The 26,001-nt window shown below is 41.8% G+C and carries 20 protein-coding genes and 1 tRNA gene; 13 read left to right on the forward strand and 8 right to left on the reverse strand.

Translation table 11 applies throughout. From position 1 onward, the window contains the following. The first annotated feature begins 6 nt into the window (after nt 1-6). Nucleotides 7-1,293: a serine--tRNA ligase gene (serS, locus tag L5L97_RS05930; RefSeq protein ID WP_028759943.1), complete on the forward strand. Its 1,287-nt coding sequence runs from the start codon at nt 7-9 to the stop codon at nt 1,291-1,293. A gap of 241 nt (nt 1,294-1,534) precedes the next feature. Here the strand turns inward: serS and L5L97_RS05935 are convergent, their stop codons facing one another. The 6 genes from L5L97_RS05935 to punR all read right to left on the reverse strand — a co-directional run bounded on the left by L5L97_RS05935 (nt 1,535) and on the right by punR (nt 4,879). Then, nucleotides 1,535-1,873 carry a TusE/DsrC/DsvC family sulfur relay protein gene (locus L5L97_RS05935; RefSeq protein WP_105252498.1) on the reverse strand — a complete coding sequence of 113 codons (339 nt, stop codon included), beginning with the start codon at nt 1,871-1,873 and terminating at the stop codon, nt 1,535-1,537. Continuing rightward, nucleotides 1,867-2,148, reverse strand: a complete 282-nt coding sequence (tusB, locus tag L5L97_RS05940; protein ID WP_105252497.1) for a sulfurtransferase complex subunit TusB — start codon at nt 2,146-2,148, stop codon at nt 1,867-1,869. Before tusB ends, L5L97_RS05935 begins: the two co-directional genes overlap by 7 nt. Further along, on the reverse strand, nt 2,148-2,504 hold the full coding sequence (gene tusC / locus L5L97_RS05945; RefSeq protein ID WP_028759947.1) for a sulfurtransferase complex subunit TusC: 357 nt from the start codon (nt 2,502-2,504) through the stop codon (nt 2,148-2,150). Before tusC ends, tusB begins: the two co-directional genes overlap by 1 nt. 14 nt (nt 2,505-2,518) lie before the next feature. Continuing rightward, nucleotides 2,519-2,908, reverse strand: a complete 390-nt coding sequence (gene tusD, locus L5L97_RS05950) for a sulfurtransferase complex subunit TusD (protein ID WP_263143187.1) — start codon at nt 2,906-2,908, stop codon at nt 2,519-2,521. A 69-nt stretch (nt 2,909-2,977) separates the two neighbouring features. Continuing rightward, nucleotides 2,978-3,637 (reverse strand): Bax inhibitor-1/YccA family protein, encoded by a 660-nt coding sequence (locus tag L5L97_RS05955; protein ID WP_028759949.1) that lies wholly within the window; start codon nt 3,635-3,637, stop codon nt 2,978-2,980. 339 nt (nt 3,638-3,976) lie between these two features. Then, complete coding sequence (gene punR / locus L5L97_RS05960; RefSeq protein ID WP_028759950.1) at nt 3,977-4,879, reverse strand: DNA-binding transcriptional activator PunR; 903 nt, start codon at nt 4,877-4,879, stop codon at nt 3,977-3,979. Between the two features lie 115 nt (nt 4,880-4,994). Here punR and punC point away from each other — a divergent pair, with 115 nt between their 5' ends. Next, nucleotides 4,995-6,266, forward strand: coding sequence for a purine nucleoside transporter PunC (gene punC / locus L5L97_RS05965; protein WP_263143185.1), 1,272 nt, complete (start codon nt 4,995-4,997; stop codon nt 6,264-6,266). 80 nt (nt 6,267-6,346) lie between these two features. After that, a tRNA-Ser gene (locus L5L97_RS05970) sits at nt 6,347-6,437 on the forward strand. Nucleotides 6,438-6,725: 288 nt separating this feature from the next. Here the strand turns inward: L5L97_RS05970 and L5L97_RS05975 are convergent. Together L5L97_RS05975 and L5L97_RS05980 are read right to left on the reverse strand one after the other, a co-directional pair. Next, nucleotides 6,726-7,289: a hypothetical protein gene (locus tag L5L97_RS05975; RefSeq protein ID WP_263181414.1), complete on the reverse strand. Its 564-nt coding sequence runs from the start codon at nt 7,287-7,289 to the stop codon at nt 6,726-6,728. Next, nucleotides 7,286-8,899 carry an MATE family efflux transporter gene (locus L5L97_RS05980; RefSeq protein WP_263181415.1) on the reverse strand — a complete coding sequence of 538 codons (1,614 nt, stop codon included), beginning with the start codon at nt 8,897-8,899 and terminating at the stop codon, nt 7,286-7,288. Before L5L97_RS05980 ends, L5L97_RS05975 begins: the two co-directional genes overlap by 4 nt. Nucleotides 8,900-9,302: 403 nt before the next feature. On the opposite strand from L5L97_RS05980, the gene L5L97_RS05985 reads away from it, so the two are divergent. The 10 genes from L5L97_RS05985 to L5L97_RS06030 all read left to right on the forward strand — a co-directional run bounded on the left by L5L97_RS05985 (nt 9,303) and on the right by L5L97_RS06030 (nt 25,438). After that, the gene (locus tag L5L97_RS05985) at nt 9,303-10,256 is read left to right on the forward strand and encodes a hypothetical protein (protein ID WP_263181416.1); all 954 of its coding nucleotides are present in this window, start codon (nt 9,303-9,305) and stop codon (nt 10,254-10,256) included. Next, nucleotides 10,243-11,232 (forward strand): hypothetical protein, encoded by a 990-nt coding sequence (locus L5L97_RS05990; protein WP_012089222.1) that lies wholly within the window; start codon nt 10,243-10,245, stop codon nt 11,230-11,232. Before L5L97_RS05985 ends, L5L97_RS05990 begins: the two co-directional genes overlap by 14 nt. Before the next feature lie 44 nt (nt 11,233-11,276). Next, nucleotides 11,277-12,299, forward strand: a complete 1,023-nt coding sequence (locus L5L97_RS05995) for a helix-turn-helix transcriptional regulator (RefSeq protein ID WP_263181418.1) — start codon at nt 11,277-11,279, stop codon at nt 12,297-12,299. 250 nt (nt 12,300-12,549) lie between these two features. Next, nucleotides 12,550-13,221 carry a hypothetical protein gene (locus L5L97_RS06000; protein ID WP_131525959.1) on the forward strand — a complete coding sequence of 224 codons (672 nt, stop codon included), beginning with the start codon at nt 12,550-12,552 and terminating at the stop codon, nt 13,219-13,221. A gap of 458 nt (nt 13,222-13,679) precedes the next feature. Further along, nucleotides 13,680-16,223: a type I restriction-modification system subunit M gene (locus L5L97_RS06005; RefSeq protein WP_263181420.1), complete on the forward strand. Its 2,544-nt coding sequence runs from the start codon at nt 13,680-13,682 to the stop codon at nt 16,221-16,223. After that, nucleotides 16,220-17,458 carry a restriction endonuclease subunit S gene (locus L5L97_RS06010; protein ID WP_263181422.1) on the forward strand — a complete coding sequence of 413 codons (1,239 nt, stop codon included), beginning with the start codon at nt 16,220-16,222 and terminating at the stop codon, nt 17,456-17,458. Before L5L97_RS06005 ends, L5L97_RS06010 begins: the two co-directional genes overlap by 4 nt. Before the next feature lie 9 nt (nt 17,459-17,467). Then, nucleotides 17,468-19,276 carry a DUF262 domain-containing protein gene (locus tag L5L97_RS06015; protein ID WP_012089227.1) on the forward strand — a complete coding sequence of 603 codons (1,809 nt, stop codon included), beginning with the start codon at nt 17,468-17,470 and terminating at the stop codon, nt 19,274-19,276. Then, complete coding sequence (locus L5L97_RS06020) at nt 19,273-21,507, forward strand: DUF262 domain-containing protein (protein WP_263181423.1); 2,235 nt, start codon at nt 19,273-19,275, stop codon at nt 21,505-21,507. The genes L5L97_RS06015 and L5L97_RS06020 overlap by 4 nt, the downstream gene beginning before the upstream one ends. After that, on the forward strand, nt 21,504-24,695 hold the full coding sequence (locus tag L5L97_RS06025) for a type I restriction endonuclease subunit R (protein ID WP_263181425.1): 3,192 nt from the start codon (nt 21,504-21,506) through the stop codon (nt 24,693-24,695). Before L5L97_RS06020 ends, L5L97_RS06025 begins: the two co-directional genes overlap by 4 nt. Beyond that, the gene (locus L5L97_RS06030) at nt 24,695-25,438 is read left to right on the forward strand and encodes a M48 family metallopeptidase (RefSeq protein WP_263181426.1); all 744 of its coding nucleotides are present in this window, start codon (nt 24,695-24,697) and stop codon (nt 25,436-25,438) included. Before L5L97_RS06025 ends, L5L97_RS06030 begins: the two co-directional genes overlap by 1 nt. Nucleotides 25,439-26,001: the final 563 nt, after the last annotated feature.

Genomic DNA, 26,001 nt, shown 5'->3' on the forward strand with positions numbered 1-26,001 from the left:
TATCACATGTTAGATCCTAAATTTTTGCGCAACGAATTAGAAGTTACCGCTGAGCGACTGGCTACCCGTGGCTTTATTTTAGACATAGCTCATCTCATTCAATTAGAAGAAAAGCGTAAGTCACTGCAAGTGGCTACCGAAGAATTACAAGCGTCGCGTAATGCCATCTCCAAATCCATTGGCCAAGCTAAAGCCCGTGGTGAAGATGTTGACGCAATCATGGCGCAAGTGGGCGATTTAGGTTCACAGTTGGATGCCAAAAAGATTGAACTGGCCGCTGTACTTGAAGAAGTCAATGCCATTGCCATGTCTATGCCTAACCTGCCTGATGAATCAGTACCAATGGGTGCCGATGAAACAGAGAACGTTGAAGTGAGACGTTGGGGGACGCCACGCACTTTTGATTTCCCGATTAAAGATCATATCGATTTAGGTGAAGGCTTAAACGGCTTAGATTTTAAAAATGCCGTTAAAATTACTGGCTCACGTTTCATCGTAATGAAAGGCCAAGTCGCCCGCTTAAATCGCGCCATTGGTCAGTTCATGTTGGACTTACATACCACAGAGCACGGTTATACCGAAGCCTATGTGCCATTACTGGTTAACGAGGCAAGCTTACTCGGCACAGGCCAGCTACCTAAGTTTGGTGAAGACTTATTCCACACTAAACCTGCGACTGAAGAAGGCCAAGGCTTGAGCCTTATCCCAACCGCAGAAGTGCCATTAACGAACTTAGTTCGCGATAGCATTGTTGATGAAGACGAGCTGCCAATAAAGTTAACTGCGCATACTGCATGTTTCCGCAGCGAAGCGGGCTCATACGGCAAAGATACCCGTGGTCTGATCCGTCAGCACCAATTCGATAAAGTTGAAATGGTGCAAATTGTTAAGCCTGAAGATTCAATGGCGGCACTTGAAGCGCTGACTGGTCATGCTGAAACCGTGCTGCAGCGTTTAGGTTTACCGTATCGAACTGTGATTTTATGTACTGGCGATATGGGCTTTGGCTCAAGCAAAACCTACGATATCGAAGTCTGGTTACCAGCACAAAATACCTATCGTGAGATTTCTTCTTGCTCAAACATGAAGGATTTCCAAGCCCGTCGTATGCAAGCGCGTTACCGTGTGAAAGCAGATAATAAGCCTGCGCTATTGCATACGTTAAACGGCTCAGGTTTAGCTGTAGGTCGTACTTTAGTGGCTATTTTAGAAAACTATCAAAATGCTGATGGCAGTATCACAGTCCCTGAAGTTCTGCGTCCTTACATGGGCGGTTTGACTCAAATAGGCTAATGGAACACAAAATAATACTATGGATAAAGGCCAGCGCTATCTCCGTTGGCTTTCCTATACCGCTGTGATTGCAGTATTTTTTGCTGTAATGCTTGCCACCGTAGGCAAAGCCATCTGGGTTGTGTTAGAAAACGTCAAATAACCCTATCAACTTTGTTCAAGTAAAAAGAAAGGCATGTTTCCCAAGGGAACATGCCTTTTTGTTTGTGTCATGTTTACGTGACGACTTAACCCTATGCCATTAAATACACTTAGCTGGTTTGGGCAGGCCCGCGATTTTCGTTGCTTGTTTCGCAGGTCCAATCGGGAATAGGGTATATAAGTATTTTGAATTGCCTTTGTCTGGTCCTAAGGCTTGGCCAATGGCTTTAACTAATACACGGATAGCAGGGCTCGTTTTATATTCGAGATAGAAATCTCGAACAAAGTTAATCACTTCCCAATGGGCTGGCGTAAGTACAATTTGCTCTTCTGCCGCTAACAACAGGGCCATATCGGGTTGCCAATCGTTAAGATTTTTTAAATAACCTTGATGGTCACGGGCGATTTCTGCGCCATTAAATTGCAATGGATTTACCACGTTATCACCTTGTCATGGAGTAATGATTGAGCCACAAACTCATTGTAATCGATAAGCATGACGTTCTTTAAACGTTCGGATAGGCCACGTGCGACAACATCGTCTTTTAAGACCATCAACTTGAAGGGCGATAATGCCATTGCCCACTGGCGCAGCAGTAACGCGTTAACGCCATCGCTCGATAATAAAATCGCATCTTCCTTACAGGCGTAACGTAAACAAAGTTTCAGCGCGCTATCTCGACTGGGAGATGTTTGAATATGATGTAAAATCATTAGAATACTAAGACCTCATCCACTTGGTTTAAATGGGCTGCGATGGCTTCATCGTTGACGACTGTCACTGGGATCGACAGTAAGCCATGGCTTAAGCCGTAATCGGCTAAGGATTGCTTACAGACAAATACAGATCCAATATCATACAGCGGCAGTGCTTTAAAGGTGGAGATGTAATCTTTAGCACCGATAAGCTCAGGCTGTTGATCTTTAATCAAATGCAACACACCTTCATCCACAAACACTAAACTCACTTCTTGTTCGAAGCTAGCGCTAAGCAGGGCAAGATCTAAACCTTCGCGGCCACGAACAGTACCATGTGGCGAGCAGCGAAATAGAATACACAATTTTTTCATAGTAGCCCTGAGAGTTAAAAACTGATCAAACGATCGGCCGATTCAATACCTGTGATTAGCTCACCTAAACCGCCCATGATAAATGACTCGCCCACATTCCAGTAGCTAAGGCCATTCTCGCGGGCATCTTGCTGACTCACAATGCCGCGACGTAGCGCTGCAGACACGCAATTGACTAACGGGACCTGATGGGATTGCGCCAGCTGTTTCCAGTCACTGATCACATCGTTTTCATCGGAGGCGGGTAAGCTTAAATCTGTGGAGTTATACACGCCATCTTGATAAAAAAACACACAGATAATCTGATGCCCAGCTAAAAGTGCAGCTTGGGAGAAGCGTAAGGCGTTAACACTCGCCGACGTGCCATAAGCGGGCCCGTTCACTTGGATAATAAATTTGCTCATTTAAAATAAAAATGGCCCTAAAAGTAGGGCCATTCTAACGCAAGTTAAGCTAAAAATCGCTAACTAGGATTAGTCATCGTTGCCTATGCCCATCAGGTGCAACAGCGCGATGAAGAGGTTTAAGAAGTCTAGGTATAATGAGATAGTCGCGCGAATGTAGTTAGTTTCGCCGCCATTGACGATACGGCTAGTATCAAACAGGATAAAACCTGTCATCAGTAACGCCAAGCCTGCGTTAATTGCCATAAAGGCAACACTGTTACCCATAAAAATATTAATCACAGCGGCGGCGATCACCACAATCAAGCCGGCGAACAAGAATCCACGTAGGAAAGAGAAATCTTTCTTAGTGGTCACGGCATAGGCTGATAACGCAACGAAAATCACTGACGTTAACCCCAGTGCTTGCATGATCAGCTGTGGACCGTTTGCCATACCCGCGTAGTGATTGAGCATGTAGCCCAGTGAAGCACCTTCCATACCCGTAAAGGCAAACACCCAGAAGATACCCGCTGCAGACTCGGCTTTACGTAAAGTGACAAACAACAGTACTAGGCCACCAATCGATAAACCAATGGAGACTAATGGACTGATATTTAATGCCATTGCCAAACCCGCACACAGTGCAGAGAAGGCCAATGTCATCGATAACAGCATATAAGTGTTTTTAAGAAGTTTGTTCACTTCCAGTGTTGACGCACTCGTCGAATATAAGGTTTCTTGGGTCATGTTGATCTCCGTTGACACATTTCCAAACTGATCATTTTGATTTTTTACAGCACACTAAGTTCCCGTAAAATCCTAAAATGAACTTAACTGGTGCAATGATACCGTACATGAGATACGGGTGAAAGTCATAGAACCATGAATAACAAATTGTTAATCTTCAAAATTTTACTCAATTATTTATTTCAACTTTAACTGCAAAGCATAAAAAATAAGATTCTTGTATCTGCGTCTTCATCCACTATGAAGGTAAAGATTTAGTCTGTACATAAGCAGACGATACACAATCACATTCAATGCTGATTTCAATGACTAAATCAGCATATTGAGTTTAAACCAAGCTTAAGCCAGCCATTCTTTGTGCAATTTTTCAGTATCGCCAAGATATTCCAGCACCCAAGCGAGAGCAGGCGACATCTTGTCAGCATTCCAGGCCAAGCAACAAGGGCTTGTCTGCTTTGGATTTTCCAGTTGTTTTTCAACAAGCGCACCCGCCTTAATAAACACGCTCGCTAAATGCACTGGCATATAACCGACGCCTAAACCTTCGCGGAAACAGTTAATGGCACGGATCCAATCAGGTACGACTAACCTGCGTTGATTCTCTAGCAACCAAGTCATACGTTTTGGAATTTCCCGAGAGGTATCTTCTAAACAAATCGAGGGAAAAGGGCGCAGCTCATCGTCACTTAATGGGCGGTCAATACTGGCCAAGGGATGATTTTTACTAACAAGAAACGCCCACTCAATATCCCCCATGTCTTTATATTGGTAAACACCACCGACTGGAATTGCGGTTGTCGCACCAATAGCAATATCACTGCGACCCGTGGCGAGCGCTTCCCAAACCCCGTTAAAGACCTCAATGCGAATAATTAATTCAATATCATGGAAGTGTCGATAAAAGTCAGCAATTAATACGCTGATCCTGTCGGCACGGACGATATTATCAAGGGCTATGGACAAGGTGGGTTGCCAACCATTTGCCACGCGCTGAGTGCCACGTTTCATCTCGTCCATCTGCGTGAGCAAGGTTCTGGCTTGCTTCACAAAATGTTCACCCGCTGGTGTTAATGTTACGCTGCGATGATGCCGTTCAAAAAGAATGACGCCGAGTTCTTCTTCTATTTGCTTGACCGCGTAGCTCACGGCAGAGGGCACTTTATGTAGCCGATTCGCCGCCGCGGTGAAACTACCTACACGAGCCACAATATCAATGAGTTCTAGCGCTTGTTCTGAGAGCATAACTGACGTCCATTCCAATGAAAATAATTGATAGCACAAGTCAAAAATAAACGTTTCCAATAAATTTAACAAGTCTTTAGACTGCACACTTTAGTCAATCTGACCCGATTATTTTATGAAAACGTCTAGTAACACCTTTGTAAACATAAAGTTCTTTATGTTTCTATTCTATTTAGCCATGTTGAGCATGCTTGGCTTTATTGCCACTGACATGTATTTGCCTGCTTTCAAAGCAATTGAAGGCTCATTTAACAGCACACCATCACAGGTGGCGATGTCACTGACCTGTTTCCTTGCGGGTCTTGCCTTAGGTCAGCTACTTTATGGCCCCTTAGTCAATAAAATCGGCAAACGTTGGGCATTGATCTTTGGCCTTGTTTTATTTGCCATTGCTAGCGTGTTTATTGCCAACAGTGATTCTATATTAATGCTCAATACCGCGCGCTTCTTCCAAGCGATTGGCGCCTGTAGTGCAGGGGTTATTTGGCAAGCGATTGTGGTTGAGCAATATGATGCCGATAAAGCCCAAGGTATTTTCAGCAACATTATGCCATTGGTCGCATTATCGCCTGCATTAGCACCGATCCTTGGCGCTTATATTCTGAACCAATTAGGCTGGCGTGCAATCTTTATCTCCTTGTGTGTTATCGCTTTTCTGCTGGTATTGATGACCTTGTACTTTGTTCCAGGCAAGAGTCAACATAAACACAGTGAACATGTCGCTGTATCTTATGGGCAAATTTTGAAAAACACCCGCTATTTAGGCAACGTCGTGATCTTCGGTGCCTGTTCCGGTGCTTTCTTTGCCTACCTAACTGTGTGGCCGATTGTGATGGAAATGCACGGTTATCAAGCGACTGAAATTGGGTTAAGTTTTATCCCGCAAACCATCATGTTTATTGTCGGTGGTTATGCGAGTAAGTTACTGATAAAACGCATTGGCGGGCATCAAACACTCAATATCTTGTTGTCGATTTTCGCAGCCTGTGTTATTTCAATCATCATGTTCACGCTGATTTATCCCGCGAGCACGATTTTCCCACTGCTGATTTCGTTCTCTATTTTAGCGGCGGCCAATGGTGCAATTTATCCAATAGTAGTTAACAGCGCGCTACAGCAGTTTAGTCAGAATGCCGCTAAGGCCGCAGGATTACAGAACTTCTTACAGATCAGCATTGCCTTTGGGGCATCTAGCTTAGTTGCTATGTGGGCAAGCCTAGGTGAAGTGGCGATTGGTTGGGGTATCCTATGTTGCGCTATCTTAGTGGTGGCCGGCTATATACTTAAGAGTCAACAAGAGTGGGGCGACTTTGCCAAACATTTCACTAAGCCAGATCCCGCACGGGTAGGCATAATGTCCGATGTGAAGCAAAATCCAGCGGATTGAGTGTAATAGCAACAATTGGCGCATAATTGAGAGTTAGTGCTTTACAGTCAACAGACTTACTTATATTATGCGCCTCGTTCGGAGGGGTGGCAGAGTGGTTTAATGCACCGGTCTTGAAAACCGGCGTGGGTTTATAGCCCACCCAGGGTTCAAATCCCTGCTCCTCCGCCATATTTTACGGAAAAGCCATCAGCAATGATGGCTTTTTTGTTTATATAATTTGAACCCTAGGTTCCTCATTCTAAGCTCAGTTCCTCCGCCAGATTTCGTCAAAAAAGCTGCTAAGCAATTAGCGGCTTTTTGCATTTTAGCTATTCTAGCCTTGAGTTTCTGATTTGAAACGCAGCGCCTCCACCATATTTCACCAACAAGGCCGTCAGCACTGATGACCTTGCTGGTCTTTATCATTTAACTCTAGATTTGCTCATTCAACATGATGCCAGACAATCTCAGCCATCATTACACTTTGGGGAGTTTGTGTTGGACCATGGCAAGAGCAAAGGAATGCCAATCTGCATTAGCATAGCTGCTCACCAGATCTCGCAGGATAGTCGGTTCGCCAGCATTATCCACTGGTTGAAAAATTATCTGCAAATTCAGCGCATTGCAGTAATCCCGCCGCTCCACTACAAAAAACTGCTTCTTGTAGGGGAGTAGCAATGTGCCCTCAGCTTGCGCATTAAACTCACGCGCGGCTAAATAGCCAGTAAACCAATGATTGAGTAATGTGTCGCATTGCTTAGTGTGGAATAAGCCTCCCCAATCATCCCCTAGTATGGCTTGACCCGACAGGACTCGCTGGCAATGATGAAAATCGATAAAACCTAGCTCACGTGTAATCACTTGTTGGCAATGCTTAAGCTGGAGATCTGAGTGTGATATGCCCAATTTCGCCATTAAGGTCGCGACTCTTTGCTTGGCTAACGGCTCATCCTGCTGACAAGCTTTGAGCAGTTTTTTAGCGCGAACTTTGGTTTCATTTAATGCGATGGCGCTTGAGTCTTTCATCTTGGCTAACTTCATTTTGCATTACCTCCATGACTGACTCGATTTGCTCGCGGCACGTGAATGAAAGGCCAAATACTGATGATCAATAAACTCAAGAGACAAGCTAAGATGTCCGCAATTGGAAAGGCCATCCATAACTCAGTCAAAGCGTTTGGCATGATATTAATGTTTAATGCACCTGTGATAAATGAAATATTTGTAAAGGATAGTTGAGGTAACAGAACCAGCAGGGGCAGTAACAAACCATAGATTTTTATCCCAGATAATAGCAATGCAAGCTTAGGGCGATTTGTGCCTTGATACACAGCAATCGCAATAGCTGTGATCCCCGCCAAAGGTAGGGTGATAAACGTCACACTCGAGATTTTAATACAGGCGGCAATGAGTGCGGGGGCATCGGTGAAAATACCAAAAACCGAGGTAGGAAAACCCATAAATACAATTGTCACTATACTCAGATAACAGCAGGTCAAGACGATTCCCCATTTAGCACACGCTAACACCCGAGAAGATGCCATCGCCCCATAGTTATACGCACTGATCGTTTGCGCTGCGCTGGTAAGTGCCATGAGCGGCAGGGCGATAAAGATATTAAAGCGTCCGATCAAACCATAAGCGCTGATCATGTACGCGACCTCATTCGCCGCTGGCGTATTGGGCACTACATTGGCTAAATGACTGACTAAAATATGATTTACCGATGAGATCACGCAGGCAATCCCAAGATATGACAATAATATAGGGCTACCTAAGCCAAGAATCGCTTTTATCTCAGTGAGGTTGAGCTTTATCTGCTCAATTCTAAAACAAATAGGCTGGGCAGCTTGCTTATAAAGCGCCTGTTTACTGGCAAAACGGTTATTGGGGACAAAATAGACGGCTGCAATAAATAGACTCACACATTGACCCGCCACCGTTGCCCACGCGGCTCCGCTAACGCCCATATCTAAAACGGCAATAAAGAGTGTATCGAACAAGATGTTCATGACCGCCGACAACAAGATAACCAGCAGCATCACCACGACTTTGCCTTGTGCTCTGAGTAAATCGCCGCTAAGAGATAACAAAAAAGTGAATAGACTAAAATAGAGAATGGGTTGTAGATACTCTGTAGCAACTAAGGCAAGTGTTGAGCTTACCCCAATAAACGCCAATAAATGATCAAGCTGGGCGAGTGACAAGATAGTCACTATCACGCCGCAACATAGGGCTAACGCAAAACCAGTGTTCGCGATTTGACTCGCCTTATCAAACGCATTTGCCCCTAAAAATCGGCTCACTAAGGTCGCAGTACCATTTCCTATCATGCAGGCCAAAGCAAAAATCATCATTTGTAACGGGAAGGCAATCGTCACCCCAGCCAATGCATCGGCACCGATGTATTTTAAAATAAAATAAGAGTCGACTAAGTTGTAGCTTCCGCTGAGCATCATGGCCAATGCCATGGGTAACGCAAAGCGCAAATACAAAGTGGGGATAGCTAACGTACCTAAGGACTCAGTTGGCTGAGATCCTGAGTGATATTTCCCGTGGGAGGGTGTTTCGGTGACTGCCAAGGGAACAATGTCAGAAGGTTCAACATTGATACTGGCGGGCTTTAAAGTGTTAGCTGTTGCATGTTTCACAAACAATTCTCCTAAGTTTATTGGCATTCCGCTAAGCCAAACTTATTTGATTGCTGTGGGTTCGATATGAAATCGATTCGCAACGCTATTAATTTATCAGAGTGATATCATCTTTTGCGGACAGGCTTCTCTGCAACCTGCCGCGTATTATTCTCACTCATCCGTCTGATGTCAATCAGATTGTCGCATTTGACGATGGCATTCAACCACTTTCCATGGTAAAAGATGAGCTATAAATGACGCCATCCAACAAGCCACTTAAACCACTTTCTGTGCCGCAGGTTACTAAGATTCATTGCCTAGCGATAATATAAAAGTCCGTTGTACACACTTCCTTTTAGTTACGACATAAGCTGTCTCACCTCTGCGTATAATATTAAAAAATAACGAATTGAGGTGCACTATGGATGGTCTAGTTATTGAGTCAATCAGCCTACTTACCCTGCTTGAAGAGAGTGATGTTCCACATTACGAACAGTTAAAACCTGGGGACATATTATTGGACTTCCCAGGAGTCTGGTTAGCACTCTCTGAAGATTGGAAAGGAATATATCAACATGTATTAGCGACGCCAGAAGGTTGGTATGACGAGCTACTGCTTTCTCGATTGTTATTAAAAGAATCGACGCAATCGTTATGTGTTAATGCTCTTGCAATTAAACACTTATTAGCATCGCGTAATCCGCTTCATAACCAAGATACTTACCCTGAGTTATCTAAACTTTGGGCCGCGTTTTGCGCGAACGTTAATGATGGCTCGCTGAGTCAAATGTTAGCAGCATCTCAATCAATTCAGGCTTCTTTAGTCACTGAAGCCGAAGCACTATTAGATTTTTTGTTAATAACACATTCAACACTAAGGGAACGGCAGGAAGGTTTTGAATCAAAACATTGGGATGATTATCGCGCAGCTACAGAAGTAGCACGTGATGATGGCTCAGCCATTTTTTCAACCTACAGCAATCATTTTATGCTGGCCTCGGTGTTATTGATGCACTTAAAACCTAATAGCCACGTTCTTAAGGATGTCGCACTCAGTTGGCCACCGTATTTGCTGTACCCAAATGCAGGGGAATTATTGCTAATCCGTACTTTACTCAGTCATTGCTATCAAAAAGAAGGCATCAACTTTCTAGTTAACAATTTCGAACACATTATTCCAGAGCATTTGTTGTTTTTGCTCGAAAAGCCGAACTCAAACGCTATTGAATGCATCGCTGTCAAACAAGCTTTTTTTGATAAATACCAACCGCAAGGCTATTACCCAGGCGCAAACAATTCACTCGAAAATTACACAGAGTATTTTGATTTAGTCATCAACCGAAAATCTAAGAGGGCGGGTTATGATCATCTTTAAATCATTTAAAAAAGAAACTGAAGCGTTATTGTCTCTCCTTGATGATGAGAATAAATTTGGTATTGGTTATGCTGAGCAACCAACTCTGACAGAGCGCGTATGGATCCAAGAATCTCAGGAGTTTGATAGGGTTGATAATTTTCTAAGAGATGACTACAACAACCCGTGGGCCGAAGAATATGATATGACATTGTTGGTTCGTCTCGCATTAGATTGCTGGGAAAGTAAGCTTCCAAACCCAGCTAGAAATGTAAAAGCCCTTTGCGCTACGCGCTCAGGAAAATACGCCATGGAAGAAGATTCACCTTTTTATAGCTTATGGACACTATTTCTCAATAGTAATGAATCATTAATGGCTTTAATGTCAACAAGCAGCGATCCCGCTTTGCAACCGAGTGTCTTACTTGAACAGGCTGAATTATTACTTGATGCGCATTATCTAACCATCCAAAGATTAAATCGTCGCTATGGTGGAGATCCCCGCAGTCGTACTGAACATCAATGGTTTAAATCAAAATTACCCTTGCCAGCAAGAAAGGGAAAATCAAAGCCAAGGGAGCCTAATAAAGCCTTCAATCGGAATTTTGTGCCTATAATGCTGGCGGCAAAAATAGTCATGCATTTTCATCCCCACAGTAGCTTACTGCAAGCCTTAGCCCTTGCGCCGGAACATTATCCAGTTGGAGAATGGGGCTATGAATACTGGTTTCGTAGAACATTGCAAAAGCACTGTGCAATCCAACAAGGCTGGTTATTTTTATTGATGAACATGCCAAGGTTCGCACCTGAAGAGTTAATGTATTTGATGAGCCGACTCCCCGTTAGCGCCAATGAATGTGACGCACTAATCAACGTATTTGAAGAATATTATGATGAAGATACTCAAGAAAGAGCAAAACATTGGTACCGAGATAAATCAGAATATATGGACTACTTCGAGAAATATTTTCAGGTAGGTTATCTGCTTAATCACTAAAGCTTTGTCGTGTCATGGTTCATCATTAGATTAAAAGGTCTGTTATGTCGGCAAATAAAAATGCAAACACGCTTCTCAGGCAACAAACACTGCTTAAGTTTATTCCCACAGATAAAGGGATAAGAAGCACCGAACTATTGGAGTTGATTGCTAATGAAGGTTTTAACGTTAGCCACCGAACCTTGCAAAGAGACTTAGATGTACTATCACAGTATTTTCCCATTTATTCAGAAACCGAGGAGAAACCCTATCTGTGGCGTAGTACAGAATTGGGCGGCTTACGGGCTCATATCGATACTATAAGTTTGACGGATGCTTTGTCGCTGATGTTGGTTGAAAAATCGCTAAAGCAACTGTTGCCACCGGCGATGCAACGACATTTACAAAACAATTTTGAGCATTCTCGCCAGCTATTAAATACCTTAAAAGATGACTATAACGCCCAGTGGTTAGATAAAGTCGCGAGTGTAATGCCTGATATGGGATTCAAACCCCCAGTAATCAACGAAACACTGTTAAAGGAAATACAAGAAGCTTTGTTGAGGGATCAAACCATTCGAACTTACTATCAGGCAAAGCAAAAGGTCGCGGCGATTGAATACCACCTTATGCCGCTTGCCTTAGTGCAACGTGGGGACGTGCTTTACCTGATTGCTCAAGATATAACAAAAGGGCATGAGAATTCCGCCGTAAAGCGCTTTGCAATGCACCGTTTTCAAACGGTAAAACGTACCTACGAGCAAGGTATTCGTCCAGCGGATTTCAATTTACAGCAATACTTACAAGACGGTGCAATGCACTTCTCTAACGGCGAAACCCTAAAGCTTAAAGCTAAGATCACCGTAGAGTTAGCATTTTATCTAACTGAAAGCCCTATGTCTGACGATATGGTATTAATGCCTTTAGACGAGCATTTTTATGAACTGACAGCAACAGTGCACAATAGTTGGCAATTGAACTGGTGGTTAAAAGGACAGGGCGCAAATATAGTGGTACTCGAACCGCAATCACTTCGAACTCAACTTAGTGACAACTTGCGTAAAGCGCTTGAAGCTTATACAAGTTAAAGCCTTGATGAAATTTTATACTATTTAAATATGTTATAAGAATCGAAGTAATATTGAACGAAGAGTATTGATTTAAACTAAGAATGACAAAGTTTAGGTTATTTACCGAATAGATAGAGCAAGAATCATGCACCTGATGTTACTTGAATACATTTACAATACAGAATGATTGACCATTTTTTTACAATAATACACAGTACAACTTCACTATTGTTGTAGTTATTATTTATTAGCATCAAAAGGATTTTTTATGCGTACTATTAGTGTTTTACCTCAGCTTCAGCTAATTGAAAAGGGCGTCTTTATAGGTAATGAAGAGAATCTTGTTGCATTGCGTCAAGGTGATGTCGACGGCGCATGTGGCCCTTATAGTCTTCTAATGGCCCTGATCACGCAGAATGTACTGAGTAGAGAAGAAGTTACAGATCTTAATATACAAGATGGTAGAACACGACTAGGCAAATTTTGGAACAATCTTTATGCATTTGACACTATGGTACGTGATGGAACTTTTGACCACGATTTATCTTGGTTGCTAGAAACTTTTAAACATCATCCAAACGGAAAAGTTAGGGCAAAAGATCTCGAATCGGTGACAACTAGAGCTAAGTCAAACGAAATTGCTGAAGCTATCAACAATGGTGATCCCGTCATTATCGGTCTAAATTGGCAAGGCGGAGGAGGACATTGGGCGGTTGCGATAGGCTATGAAACATATGGCGATCAAGTGACTAAGATCATGTTATTAGATCCTGGATATCCTGCACCAAACCTAAGCTATTGGAATGCTATTTTATTAGTAGCAACAGATGATGGAGACCTTCAAGCGGCGGGTAAGTTATCATGCACACATTTGGCACAAGGGCAATCATGGTCGACTAAATGTAAATTGGCTGAATGCTTGCAAATCACAGTTAATTAATCAACTTAAATGCCACTTAACTACAGCTTTTAATTCTTAAGTGGCTATAATCTATAGTTTAATTATATTCGCTAGAATATTACTTTTGATGCTTTTAATTGCTTATTATTTTATCCTCCTCATCACATTCTCACTTAAAATACGGCCATTTTTCTGGTTTTAAAGCAACTTGACTGGTATCTTACAAGCCGACATTTTTGTACTTTTGTATTTGAAAAGGTTGATGTTTGTATGAAGCTTAACATTTAGCGAAAAATGCTGAAAAAGGCATCAACACTGTTACCGCTGTGGGCATTATTTACTCAGCAAACCATTCGACGTTTTTCACAAAACTCATTTTCAACGAATGGCTTTCCTCAGCGTTGTTCAAGCGAGGTGCTACACAAAGCGGCTCAAGGTATAACGCTATTACTCGCTGCAACTTCATCGTCAAAATAACTTGCAAGATAGGACGCCACATGGCCATTAAAAAGAACGAACTCTATTCCTCCCTTTGGGCCAGCTGTGACGAACTGCGTGGTGGTATGGACGCCAGTCAATATAAGGATTACGTTCTCACACTCTTGTTTATGAAATACGTTTCCGACAAATACAAAGGCGACCCGTACGGCATGATAGTCGTGCCCAAAGGTGCCAGCTTTGACGATATGATTGCCGCCAAAAACGATAAAGAAATCGGCGATAAACTCAATAAAATCATTGGTAGCTTGGCGGAAGAAAACGATCTCAAAGGCGTTATCGATGTTGCCGACTTTAACGATGAAGACAAGCTTGGCAAAGGCAAGGAAATGGTTGATCGCCTGACTAAGTTAGTCGGGATTTTCCAAGGATTAGATTTAACCGGTAACCGTGCCGATGGTGACGACTTATTAGGGGATGCCTACGAGTATTTAATGCGCCACTTCGCCACCGAATCGGGCAAATCCAAAGGCCAATTCTATACCCCGTCAGAAGTCTCGCAAATTCTGGCTAAAGTGGTTGGTATTCAAAACAATACCCCACAAGATGCCACGGTTTACGACCCCACCTGCGGTTCGGGTTCTTTGCTGTTAAAAGCCAGTAACGAAGCACCACGCGGCTTGTCTATTTTCGGCCAGGAGATGGACAACGCCACCAGTGCACTTGCTCGCATGAACATGATTTTGCACAACAATGCCACAGCTAAAATCTGGAAAGGCAACACCCTTGCCGATCCGCAGTGGAAAGACGGCGCCAATAAACTCAAAACCTTTGACTTTGCCGTAGCTAACCCGCCATTTTCTAACAAAAACTGGACGAGTGGCTTAAACCCACTAAACGATCCCTATGGTCGTTTTACTTGGGGAACTCCGCCCGAAAAGAACGGTGATTACACTTTCTTACTGCACATCATTACCAGTTTAAAAAGCACAGGTAAGGGAGCGGTCATTCTGCCCCACGGCGTACTGTTCAGAGGCAATGCCGAAGCCAATATTCGTCAAAACCTGATTAAGCAAGGTTACATCAAAGGCATTATTGGTTTACCTGCCAACCTGTTCTACGGCACGGGGATCCCCGCCTGTATTATCGTGATTGACAAAGAGCACGCCCAAAAAGCTGCCGTACACTTTGGTGAAAACCTGCAGAGTGAAGGGCCGCAGACTGAAGGGCACGGCAATGAAGTGAACAACAATCAAACTCACATCACCGGCCGTTCCATCTTTATGATTGACGCCAGCAAAGGTTTCATCAAAGACGGCAATAAAAACCGCCTGCGCAGCCAAGACATTCATAAAATTGTCGATGTGTTTAATAAAGGGCTTGAGCTAGAACGTTTTAGCCGTTTAGTCACGATTGATGAAATTGCCAAAAACGATTACAACCTCAACATACCGCGTTATATCGACTCATCAGAGCCAGAAGATTTGCACGATTTAAGCGCCCACTTGCAAGGCGGTATTCCTAATCGCGATATCGATGCCCTGGCGCATTACTGGCAGGTATTCCCTAGTATTCGAGCGACCTTATTTGGTCGTAACCCAGAGCTGCCAGCGCGTGACGGCTACAGCCACTGCATGATAGACGCCAGCAAAGTGAAAGCCAGTATTTTGGCCCATAGCGAGTTTAAAGACTTTGCCAGCCGCAGCTTATTACCCTTTAAAGCCTGGATAAAACAAGCTGCGTTAACCGAAATGAGTCTAGGCGACAGCCCTAAAGAGTTAATCCACGACATATCAGAAAGCCTATTAGCCGCCTACGCCAACAGTGAACTACTGAGCAAATACGACATCTACCAGATCCTCATGGATTACTGGAGCGACACACTGCAAGATGACGTCTACGTATTAGTGCAAGATGACTGGCAAGCGGGTAAAACCCTGCGTGAGTTAGTCGCAGCCAAAGGTGAAAAGCTTAAAGAAACACCCGATTTAATCATTAACAAGAAAAAGTACAAGGCCGAACTTATTCCGCCACGTTTAATCGTGGCGCGTTACTTTGCCGCCGAGCAAACCAAGCTTGATGCCCTTCAAGTCAAACAAGACGAAGCCACTCAAGCACTCGAAACTTATCTAGAGGAAAATGCCACTTCTGGAACAGGGAGCGAAGACGGCTTGCTCGCCGATGCGCTAAATGACAAAGACAAAATCACTAAAGTCAGCGTCACGGCGCGCCTTAAAGTCGCCACCGATAAAGTGGAAATTGCCGCCCTTAAGCAAGCGACCAAGCTGTTTACCTCCGATGCCAACGCCAAAAAAGCCGTAAAAGAAGCCCAAGAAATCTTGGATTTAGCGGTATTTAAGCAGTACCCACATTTGAGCATTGACGAAATTAAAACCCTGATCGTCAACGACAAATGGCTCGCCACATTGCAAGCCAACATCATTGCCGAGATTGAGCGTGTCACCCAGCAAATGGCTAACCGCGTCAAAGAGCTGGAGGAGCGTTACAGCACGCCGCTGCCCACTTTAACAAAATCGGTAGAGACCTTAAGTGATAAAGTCGCGGGCCACCTCAAAGCCATGGGTTTGGAGTGGACGCTATGAGCCAAGCTGAAAACAAAGTGATACCAGAAGGGTATAAACAGACAGATATAGGGGTGATTCCAGAAAATTGGGATGTCATTACATTAGATGACGCCGCTAATTTTTTAGATGGCCAAAGGCGACCAGTAAAATCCGGCGACAGAGCAAGGATAAAGGGACAATATCCATATTATGGTGCATCGGGGATTGTTGACTATGTTAATGACTATATCTTTGATGGTGAGTTTATATTATTAGGGGAAGATGGTGAGAACATACTTAGCCGTAATTTACCTCTTGCATTCAGGGCAAATGGGAAAATTTGGGTAAACAATCATGCCCATGTCATGATACCTAAATCCAATTTTCATATCGATTTTTTAACTTCATATCTTGAAAGTTTAGATTATTCGTTGCTTAACTCAGGTACCGCCCAACCTAAGCTCAACAAACAAGCTTGTTTAAATATAAAGGTTCTTCGACCTTCATTAAAAGAACAAACCGCCATTGCTAATGCTTTGTCTGATGTGGATGCTTTGCTGAGTGAGTTAGAAAAACTTATCGCCAAAAAACAAGCGATAAAAACCGCCACCATGCAGCAACTGCTCACCGGCAAAACCCGCTTACCGCAGTTTGCCTTTTATTCTGATATTAACAGTACAGAAGGCGCTGTCGAAGGTAAGCGTAAAGGCACTAAACCCAGTGAGCTAGGTGAAATCCCAGAGGATTGGGATGTTGTTACTATTGGGGATTTTGCCCCATTGCAAAGGGGATTTGACTTAACAAACACAAATAGGCGAGAAGGTATTTATCCAGTTGTTTATTCCAATGGAATTGTAAATCATCATGCTCATTTTCAAATAAAAGGGCCTGGGGTAGTAACTGGCCGTTCCGGAACATTAGGAAAAGTTCATTATATAGATACAGATTATTGGCCTCACAATACTTCACTATGGGTAACAAAGTTTGAAATATCTAATCCTAAATATGTTTATTACCTATATAAACATATCGGTTTTGAGCGTTTTGCTAGCGGTTCAGGTGTCCCAACGTTGAACCGAAATGATGCTCATGATTTTAAAATTACAGTACCACCAACTAAAGAAGAACAAACCGCTATAGCAACCATTCTCTCTGACATGGATAACGAAATCCAAACCCACGAACAGCGTCTAAGCAAAACCAGTCAAATTAAACAAGGCATGATGCAAGAACTATTAACGGGTAAAACTCGTTTACCACTTGGCACAAATTAAGGAACACGGATGTCCAATAACAATGAATTAGTATTAAAACCTATCAGCGCTCTTTTAAATGAGTCTTTTTATATTCCAGCATATCAACGAGGCTATAGATGGACAGAACGACAAGTAACTGAGTTACTTAATGATATAAAAGAGTTTCAGCAACAGGCTGAAGAAGGCCCAAGAGACGCATTCTACTGCTTACAGCCTATTGTAGTAAAAAAGTATAATGATTCTTGGGAGCTCGTAGATGGCCAGCAACGATTAACTACGATTTTTATCATACTTACCTGTCTGAAAGAGGTAGCCGCTCTTTTTGGGCTTGGTAGATACAAGTTAAGTTATGAAACAAGAGATAATAGCGCGGCTTTCTTAGAAGATATTAAGACTGAACTAAGTAATGAAAATATAGATTTTTTTCACATAAGTCAGGCTAAGCAAGCCATAGAACAATGGCTTGCAAAACAAGATCCTACTTACAAGGTTAAATTTTTACAGACCTTACTGAATAGTGATGAGATGGGCAAGAATGTAAAAATAATTTGGTATGAGATTGGTCAGTCTGAAAATGCAACGGCAGTATTTACCCGTCTTAATATTGGTAAAATCCCTTTAGTTAATGCCGAGTTAGTTAAAGCATTGTTCTTAAAATCAAGTAATTTTAGTAAGAGCCATGATGCAAAGCATCTGCAGCAGTTGAGTATTGCGCAAGAGTGGGACACAATCGAAAAACGCTTACAAGATGATGCTTTTTGGTACTTTATTAGCAACAAGTCATATAAAACAAACAGAATTGAGCTTGTCCTTAATCTTGCAGCAAAAGATCTTTGTACTGAGGGCATTCAACAAAATGACCCTTTAAAAACATTCCTTCAATTTAATCAGTTGTTTACGGGCCAAAATAAAGGTATTACTACTGAGTGGCTTAAAATAAAACAATGTTATATGACTTTAGAAGAATGGTATAACGACAGAGCGTTATTTCATCTTATTGGTTATTTAATAACACAAAACATGTCGATTAATGAATTGTTTTTATTACATAAACAATCCAGTAGTAAGTTAGCCTTCAAAAAGGCACTCATACTTAAGATATTTAATCCATTATTCCCGTCATTCTCTTTAGATGACTTATCTTTAGAATCTGTGACTGAAACTTTAATACAGCTAAGTTATGGCCGAGATCGTCAAAAAATACAGAAAATCCTTTTATTGTTTAATGTTGCAAGCTTATTGGCGAACTCAAAAACAAACTCACGATTTCAATTTGATCGATTCAAGGCTGAAGATTGGGACATTGAGCACATACGCTCTGTAGCCTCTGATATGCCAAATAGTAAGGATAAACAAAAAGTTTGGTTAAAAAATGTCGTTGAATATATTTCTGACGAAAACACTTTCGAGCCAAATGAGCGCTCAGTTAGTTATATTGAAGAAGCTCAACAAATCAAAAGAGCTGCAATTGAACTATTAGAGTGCAAACTATTTGACTCAGTGCAATTTGAAATAATCTTCCAAAAAGTTATAGAACTATATGATCCTCATAGCAATGAAGAAGTTGATGATTCAATCGGCAACCTTACATTGTTAGATAGCTATACAAACCGTAGCTATCAAAATGCCGTTTTTCCTATAAAGCGATTTAGAATAATAGCCCTTGACAAGCGAGCGACATTTGTCCCTTTATGTACCAAAAATGTTTTTTTAAAATATTACAGTAAGCAAGTCGATAAAATGCTTTTTTGGGGGGCAAAAGATAGTCAAGATCATCAACAAGCGATCTCAGAAATGATATATAGTTTTCTAGGTGGTAAAGGAGTGTACCTATGAATAAGGGATTAAGTTCTACGTTTTATGGCCTATTTGAAAAAGTTGAGATTATTGAAATTCCAATACTTCAACGTGATTATGCACAAGGTAGAAGTGAGGCGATTGATGTAAGGACTTTGTTCTTAGACTCACTCTATGATGCTCTACTCGTTACTGGTGAACACTTAGTTCAGCCACTGGACTTAGACTTTGTTTACGGTAATTTTGAAGGGGAAGAAGGCAAAGTTTTTTCAGTGCTTGATGGTCAACAACGTTTAACGACATTATTCCTATTGCACTGGTTTCTCGCACTTAAAAATGATCAACTCGATGCATTTAGAGACAGGTTTGTTATCACGCAAGAAGACTCATTTCGTTCACGTTTTACATATAAAACAAGACATAGTACAACTGAGTTTTTTAATGCACTTACCTCAACAAAATTCGACTATAAGCAAGGCTCTATTAGCAATCTAATACTCGATAGCCAATGGTTCTATTCTTCTTGGAAGTTGGATCCTACTGTTCAATCTTGTTTATGTATGTTAGATGCAATTGAAATAAAGTTTGGTAAAAATAATATTAATCTTTATGAACGACTCACTAATACTGTTAATCCATATATCACCTTTCAGTTTTTAAACCTACACTCATTCGGTTTATCTGATGAACTGTATATTAAAATGAATGCTAGAGGAAAGCCTTTAACGGCCTTTGAAAACTTTAAAGTTTGGCTGCTCAGAAAGGCAGAGATTGTTCTTCCACATGGTAACTTTGAACACAAAATTGATTGTCAATGGACTGATTTTTTTTGGAGAGAAAGTGTCGAAGATAACGTAGACTTTGATTCACTTTATTTAAATTTTTTCAACTTACTCGCTTTTTATCACAGTTGTGAAACGACCGAAGGTAGTTACATATTACTCACTGCAGAAGAAAAAGGCTGGCTTCGAGATATACGTGAATCTCGTAGTTACATTCCACACTCTAAGCTAGAAAAAATACAAGCATTTGAAGGAAAAGATTTAAACAGAATCGTAAAGGTTCTGGATTTTATGTCCGCTAATGAAAATAACAGTATTTCTAGTCTATTTCGTTCTGCAATTAAAACTTCTAGCAACCTCACTCAAATGAAATTCTATGCATTAATGCTATTCATAGAAAATGCTCCAGATACAGACTTTTGGGATGACAACACTGACGTTCAACTGTTCCGATGGGTCAGGGTTACTAACAATCTAATTAATAACCATCGTATCGATGATATGTCCTCTTTTATTGCCGCAATAAAAGCACTTAATCATCTGTCTAAATTTAGCCAATCTATCTATGAACAGATGAACAGTGATTCCTTTGAAACAGTCGGATTTACTAAGGAGCAGTGGAGTGAGGAGGTAGTAAAAGCGAATTTAATCTTAACCGATACTAACTGGGAGTCACCTTTAAGGCAGTATGAATCTCATACCTACCTTAAAGGAAAAGTTGGCTTTATCCTCAATATGGCATTCATAGATAACTCCTATAAGTTAGATATATTTCAAGAGCTTGCCAAAAAAATCAGTACATTATTAAGTCCAGAAGTGTTGGAATCTACGGACTTTCTACTTCAGCGAGCGCTTTTATCTATTGATAACTATTTAATTGAAGATGGCTATTGCCGCCTTTCATTCGGAGTTCCAAATAGGAGTAGCTATCGTGAACGTTCAGAAAACTGGTTAAGTATTGTAACCAAACCTGTATTCACCGAACTCGTTATGAAAATCAGTAGTAGTGATTATGGTACATTAACCGCTGAGTTAAAAAGCATTATCGACTCGAGTAATGCGGATGGTTGGAGAGAGTTGATTATAAAGTATCCCGATACGATAGGTTATTGCTCTAAAAAGCTGATTCATAGACAAGGACAATTAGTATATCTCCTCTCGAAAACCAACCGCAGAGGCTACCACGCTGAACTTTATAGTTATGTACTGAGTTTAAGGATCCATGAGTTAGAAAGTCAGCGTAAGTTACCTACTGGAATAGAAACCTTAAGTTATGAGTATGTATATGGTGATGAAACCCCAAAAGCTAGGCTTAAACTGGATGGTGTAGTTCTGGGTGTTTGTTTTAAATTTAATAAATATGTGGTAACGCACAAAGTACCTCACACTTTATACCATGGCTACCTAGTGGATGAAGAAATAGAGACTCCTGATAAAATAGTAAATCTGTTACTTTCTCTAGGAATTGAGAAGGGTTCTATTTCATGAGCACAGTAGGCCAAAAGGAACGTGCCACCCAAAACCGTGTGGTCAAATTCTTTCAAAATGAATTGGGTTATCGCTATTTAGGTGATTGGAAGGATAGACAAGATAACCGCAATGTTGAAAGCCATATATTAGCCAATTGGCTGGCCAATCGCGGCGTGTCAGAGCTACTGATCAATCGTGCATTACGTAAACTGGATATTGCAACTGCGCTGGGTGAAGGTAAAAAACTCTATGATGCCAATAAAGAGGTGTATCGCTTATTACGTTATGGTGTGAAAGAGAAAGAGGGCGCGGGTGAGCAAAATCAAACAGTTTGGCTGATTGATTGGCTACACCCTGAAGCGAATGATTTTGCTATTGCTGAAGAAGTGACTGTGAAGGGGGATCAGCTATCGCCAAAAACCAAACGTCCCGATCTGGTACTGTATGTCAATGGTATTGCCCTTGGGGTAATTGAGCTAAAGCGCTCGTCTGTTTCTGTGAGTGAAGGGATACGCCAGAATCTCGATAATCAAAAGAAAGACTTTATCCGCAATTTTTTTACGACCATGCAACTTGTCATGGCAGGCAATGATACCCAAGGTGTGCGCTACGGCACGATTGAAACCACCGAGAAATACTATCTTGAGTGGAAAGAAAATCTGGAATGGAAAGATCCTGCCATTATCACGAGTGTTGAGAAAGCGGAAAACGCGAGCACTTTACTGGATTCGCACTTAGGCCAGCTTTGTAATAAGTCGCGGTTTTTACAACTGATCCACGACTTTATGGTGTTTGATTCTGGGGTAAAAAAGACCTGCCGTCATAATCAATACTTTGGTATTCAAGCCGCCAGAAAACACATTAAGTCACGCCATGGTGGAATCATTTGGCACACCCAAGGTTCAGGCAAGAGCTTGACCATGGTGTGGTTGGCTAAGTGGATCCGTGAAAATGTCGCCGATTCTCGGGTGTTGATCATTACTGACAGAACCGAACTCGACGAGCAGATTGAAAAAGTCTTTATCGGTGTCGATGAATTTATTTATCGCACTTCAAGTGGCAGTGATTTAGTCGCCAGCCTAAATAAGCCCAATCCTTGGTTATTATGCTCATTGGTACATAAATTTGGCCGCAATGGCGAAGCGCGAGATGACAATGCGGGAGTGGGCGGCGATGACGATGCAACCGACGATTTTATTGCAGCAATGACCCGTAACTTGCCAAAAGACTTTAGCGTTAAAGGCAACTTGTTTGTTTTTGTTGACGAGTGCCATCGTACTCAGTCTGGCAAGTTGCATACGGCAATGAAATCTCTGCTTAGTGGTAAAGAGGGGCCTGAAGCCATGTTTATCGGTTTTACGGGCACACCATTAATGAAAAAGGATAAGAAAAAATCCTTAGAAATTTTCGGCCCTTACATTCATACCTACAAGTTTAATGAAGCTGTACTTGATGGTGTGGTGCTGGATTTACGCTACGAAGCCAGGGATATCGATCAGCATTTAACATCAGAGAAAAAAATTGATCAGTGGTTTGAGGCTAAAACCAAGGGATTGTCTCACCTAGCGAAAATGCAGCTAAAACAAAAATGGGGCACGATGCAAAAAGTGCTCTCCAGTAAATCGCGGCTCGAAAAAATCGTTAGCGATATCTTAATGGATATGGAACTTAAACCACGATTGATGGACGGCCGAGGCAATGCCATGTTGGTGTGTGCTAGCGTGCATCAAGCCTGTGTTGTCTATGATCTGTTTAGTAAAACTGATTTACATGACAAGTGCGCGATTGTCACCAGCTATCAGCCTGTTGCCGGTTCAATTAAGGGTGAGGAGTCGGGAGAAGGGTTAACAGAAAAACTGTTTAAGTACGATGTATACCGAAAAATGCTGGCGAGTTACTTCGAACAATCTGAAGATGAAGCGGCTAAAAGAGTCGAAGAGTTTGAAAAAGAGGTTAAAAAGCGTTTTATCGACGAACCTGGTCAAATGCGTTTATTGATTGTGGTTGATAAGCTACTGACGGGGTTCGATGCGCCTTCTGCGACATATTTATACATTGATAAGTCGATGGCAGACCATAACTTATTCCAAGCAATTTGTCGGGTGAATCGACTCGATGGTGAGGATAAAGAATATGGTTATATCATTGACTATAAAGATTTATTTAGGTCATTAGACAAAGCATTAAAAGACTACACTGCCGAAGCGTTTGACGCTTATGATGCTGAAGATGTTGCTGGTTTATTGAAGGACAGATTAGTGCAGGCGAGGGAAGATCTCGATAATGCACTGGAGACTGTACGGGCGATTTGCGAACCCGTTGAAACGCCTCGCCATACTCAAGATTTTCTTCATTATTTTTGTGGCAAATCTGGTGTTAGCTATGATGCGGACACTAGAAGCGAACAAGAAACACTGCGCCTGACACTCTATACTGCGGTCGCTAAGCTGCTCCGCGCTTACGCCAATTTAGCCAATGAAATGGAGCAAGCGGGTTACACCACAGAAGAATCTATCCAGATCAAAGCTGAAGTCGTGTTCTATGAGAAAGTGCGCGATGAAGTGAAGCTTGCCAGCGGTGATTTACTCGAAATGAAGCGCTTTGAACCGGCAATGCGTCACTTGCTCGATATGTATATCCGAGCTGATGACAGCGAAGTGTTAATGGATTTTGAAGACTTCGGGCTAATCGATTTAGTGATCAATAACAACGGGGAGGGCATGGATAAACTCCCAAAAGGATTGCGCGATAATGAAGATGCTATGGCGGAAGCCATTGAGAATAACGTCCGTAAAACCATAGTGGATGAAAATCCAGTTAACCCTAAATATTTTGACCAGATGTCGACATTGCTCGAAGAGCTAATAAAACAGCGCCGAGAAAAAGCACTGAATTATCAAGAGTATTTAGAAAAAATCCGAGAACTGGCCCAAAAAGTGGTTAATCCTGTTGGCGCGAGTCAATCTAGCTATCCGGATTCTATTGATACCGCAGCTAAACAAGCCATTTTCGATAACTTTGGTAATGATGAAGTATTAACAACCAAAATAGATACAGCGGTTCGCTTTACTAAAAGAGCGGATTGGCTAGGTGACCGATTTAAGGAACGTGAAATTGCCAATGCAATCCGTGAAGAAACTGCCAGTTATGGCATTGATGTGGCTGCAATAATGGAGCTTATTAAAGCACAAAAGGAATACCATTAATGCCGTCAACACATCCTTTAGATGAGACTTTTTCAATCGAAGTGCGCGGCATAGAAATAGTGGTTAATCGCAAGAATATTAAAAACTTACATTTAAGCGTATTACCTCCGGATGGACGAGTAAGAGTGTCAGCTCCGATTCATACGTCAGAGCAAGCGATACGCTTAGCTGTTATAGGCAAGTTAGCCTGGATTAAAAAGCAACAAAGGGATTTTGTTGCTCAACCCAGGCAATCAAGTCGCGAAATGGTTAACGGTGAAAGCCATTACTTATGGGGACAAAGATACCGCTTAAGTATGGTGGAGACGACTGGTAGACATCTTGTGAGTCTTAAAGGCGTGTCTAAGTTAGTCATTGCGGTTTCAACGGATACTTCAACAGAAAATCGCTTGAAACTCCTTAACGGATTTTATCGATTGGAAATGCAGCAAAGGATTTTGTACCTACTCGAGATATGGCAAAAGCGTTTAGGTGTAGAAGCAAACTACATCGGCATTAAGAAAATGAAAACCAAATGGGGCAGCTGTAATATTCAGGCAAAACGCATTTGGTTAAACCTAGAGTTAGCTAAAAAACCGCCAGAATGCCTTGAATACATTTTGGTTCATGAACTGACGCATTTACTTGAACGTCATCATAACGAAAGATTTCGCGCCATCATGGACAAGCAAATGCCAAATTGGCGAGAGCATCGTAATTTACTCAACAGTCTGCCATTGGCCTATGAAGATTGGCAATATTGATACCAGTCAAAAAGAACGCGTTGCTATGTGAATAATAGAGGGCTATGCCAGCCAACACGCTAAAGAATTCACGTAGTGACGCGACACAAAACTGCATTTTCCATTTACCAGCAAATAGCAACAAACCATCATCTAGTCCCCAAGCACCAAACTTAGTTAATCGTACCAATACACAAATAAGAGGAGGTAAGATGGCCCAGAAAATTTCTGGCGGAAAAAAAGCAAATCTCAGTCTGCCGCGAAATCTCATTCTGAGTGGCCACGAACACACTAGTGATTAAGTAAGTAGCAAATATTCTTCATTTAACATAATATACATTGTGCGCAGTTATGGCTAGGTGTTTTTAGAGAGACTTTCAATCTTTTCAAGTGATTGATGTTTATAAAGTAATACAGAATAAATAGCCATAAGAACAAGCAACCTAGTGTTATGTGGTGACATAAAGCTATACCTCCCAAGTAAGTTCAAACCATTTAGGCGTTAAAGAATAAACCACCTCGTAATCATCCGATTTAAAAGAATATTCACTTAATTCGTGCCTGTAGCACCATGAATCATCAGG

This window comes from Shewanella sp. SM71 (assembly GCF_025653905.1).
GTDB lineage: Bacteria > Pseudomonadota > Gammaproteobacteria > Enterobacterales > Shewanellaceae > Shewanella > Shewanella oncorhynchi.

What these genes read in the sequence shown, in the direction of transcription:
- serS (WP_028759943.1), top strand. Translation starts at nt 7, where the DNA reads ATGTTAGATCCTAAATTTTTGCGCAACGAATTAGAAGTTACCGCTGAG.
- tusB (WP_105252497.1), bottom strand. Translation starts at nt 2,148, where the DNA reads ATGATTTTACATCATATTCAAACATCTCCCAGTCGAGATAGCGCGCTG.
- tusC (WP_028759947.1), bottom strand. Translation starts at nt 2,504, where the DNA reads ATGAAAAAATTGTGTATTCTATTTCGCTGCTCGCCACATGGTACTGTT.
- tusD (WP_263143187.1), bottom strand. Translation starts at nt 2,908, where the DNA reads ATGAGCAAATTTATTATCCAAGTGAACGGGCCCGCTTATGGCACGTCG.
- L5L97_RS05955 (WP_028759949.1), bottom strand. Translation starts at nt 3,637, where the DNA reads ATGACCCAAGAAACCTTATATTCGACGAGTGCGTCAACACTGGAAGTG.
- punR (WP_028759950.1), bottom strand. Translation starts at nt 4,879, where the DNA reads ATGCTCTCAGAACAAGCGCTAGAACTCATTGATATTGTGGCTCGTGTA.
- punC (WP_263143185.1), top strand. Translation starts at nt 4,995, where the DNA reads ATGAAAACGTCTAGTAACACCTTTGTAAACATAAAGTTCTTTATGTTT.
- L5L97_RS05975 (WP_263181414.1), bottom strand. Translation starts at nt 7,289, where the DNA reads ATGAAGTTAGCCAAGATGAAAGACTCAAGCGCCATCGCATTAAATGAA.
- L5L97_RS05985 (WP_263181416.1), top strand. Translation starts at nt 9,303, where the DNA reads ATGGATGGTCTAGTTATTGAGTCAATCAGCCTACTTACCCTGCTTGAA.
- L5L97_RS05990 (WP_012089222.1), top strand. Translation starts at nt 10,243, where the DNA reads ATGATCATCTTTAAATCATTTAAAAAAGAAACTGAAGCGTTATTGTCT.
- L5L97_RS05995 (WP_263181418.1), top strand. Translation starts at nt 11,277, where the DNA reads ATGTCGGCAAATAAAAATGCAAACACGCTTCTCAGGCAACAAACACTG.
- L5L97_RS06000 (WP_131525959.1), top strand. Translation starts at nt 12,550, where the DNA reads ATGCGTACTATTAGTGTTTTACCTCAGCTTCAGCTAATTGAAAAGGGC.
- L5L97_RS06005 (WP_263181420.1), top strand. Translation starts at nt 13,680, where the DNA reads ATGGCCATTAAAAAGAACGAACTCTATTCCTCCCTTTGGGCCAGCTGT.
- L5L97_RS06010 (WP_263181422.1), top strand. Translation starts at nt 16,220, where the DNA reads ATGAGCCAAGCTGAAAACAAAGTGATACCAGAAGGGTATAAACAGACA.
- L5L97_RS06015 (WP_012089227.1), top strand. Translation starts at nt 17,468, where the DNA reads ATGTCCAATAACAATGAATTAGTATTAAAACCTATCAGCGCTCTTTTA.
- L5L97_RS06020 (WP_263181423.1), top strand. Translation starts at nt 19,273, where the DNA reads ATGAATAAGGGATTAAGTTCTACGTTTTATGGCCTATTTGAAAAAGTT.
- L5L97_RS06025 (WP_263181425.1), top strand. Translation starts at nt 21,504, where the DNA reads ATGAGCACAGTAGGCCAAAAGGAACGTGCCACCCAAAACCGTGTGGTC.
- L5L97_RS06030 (WP_263181426.1), top strand. Translation starts at nt 24,695, where the DNA reads ATGCCGTCAACACATCCTTTAGATGAGACTTTTTCAATCGAAGTGCGC.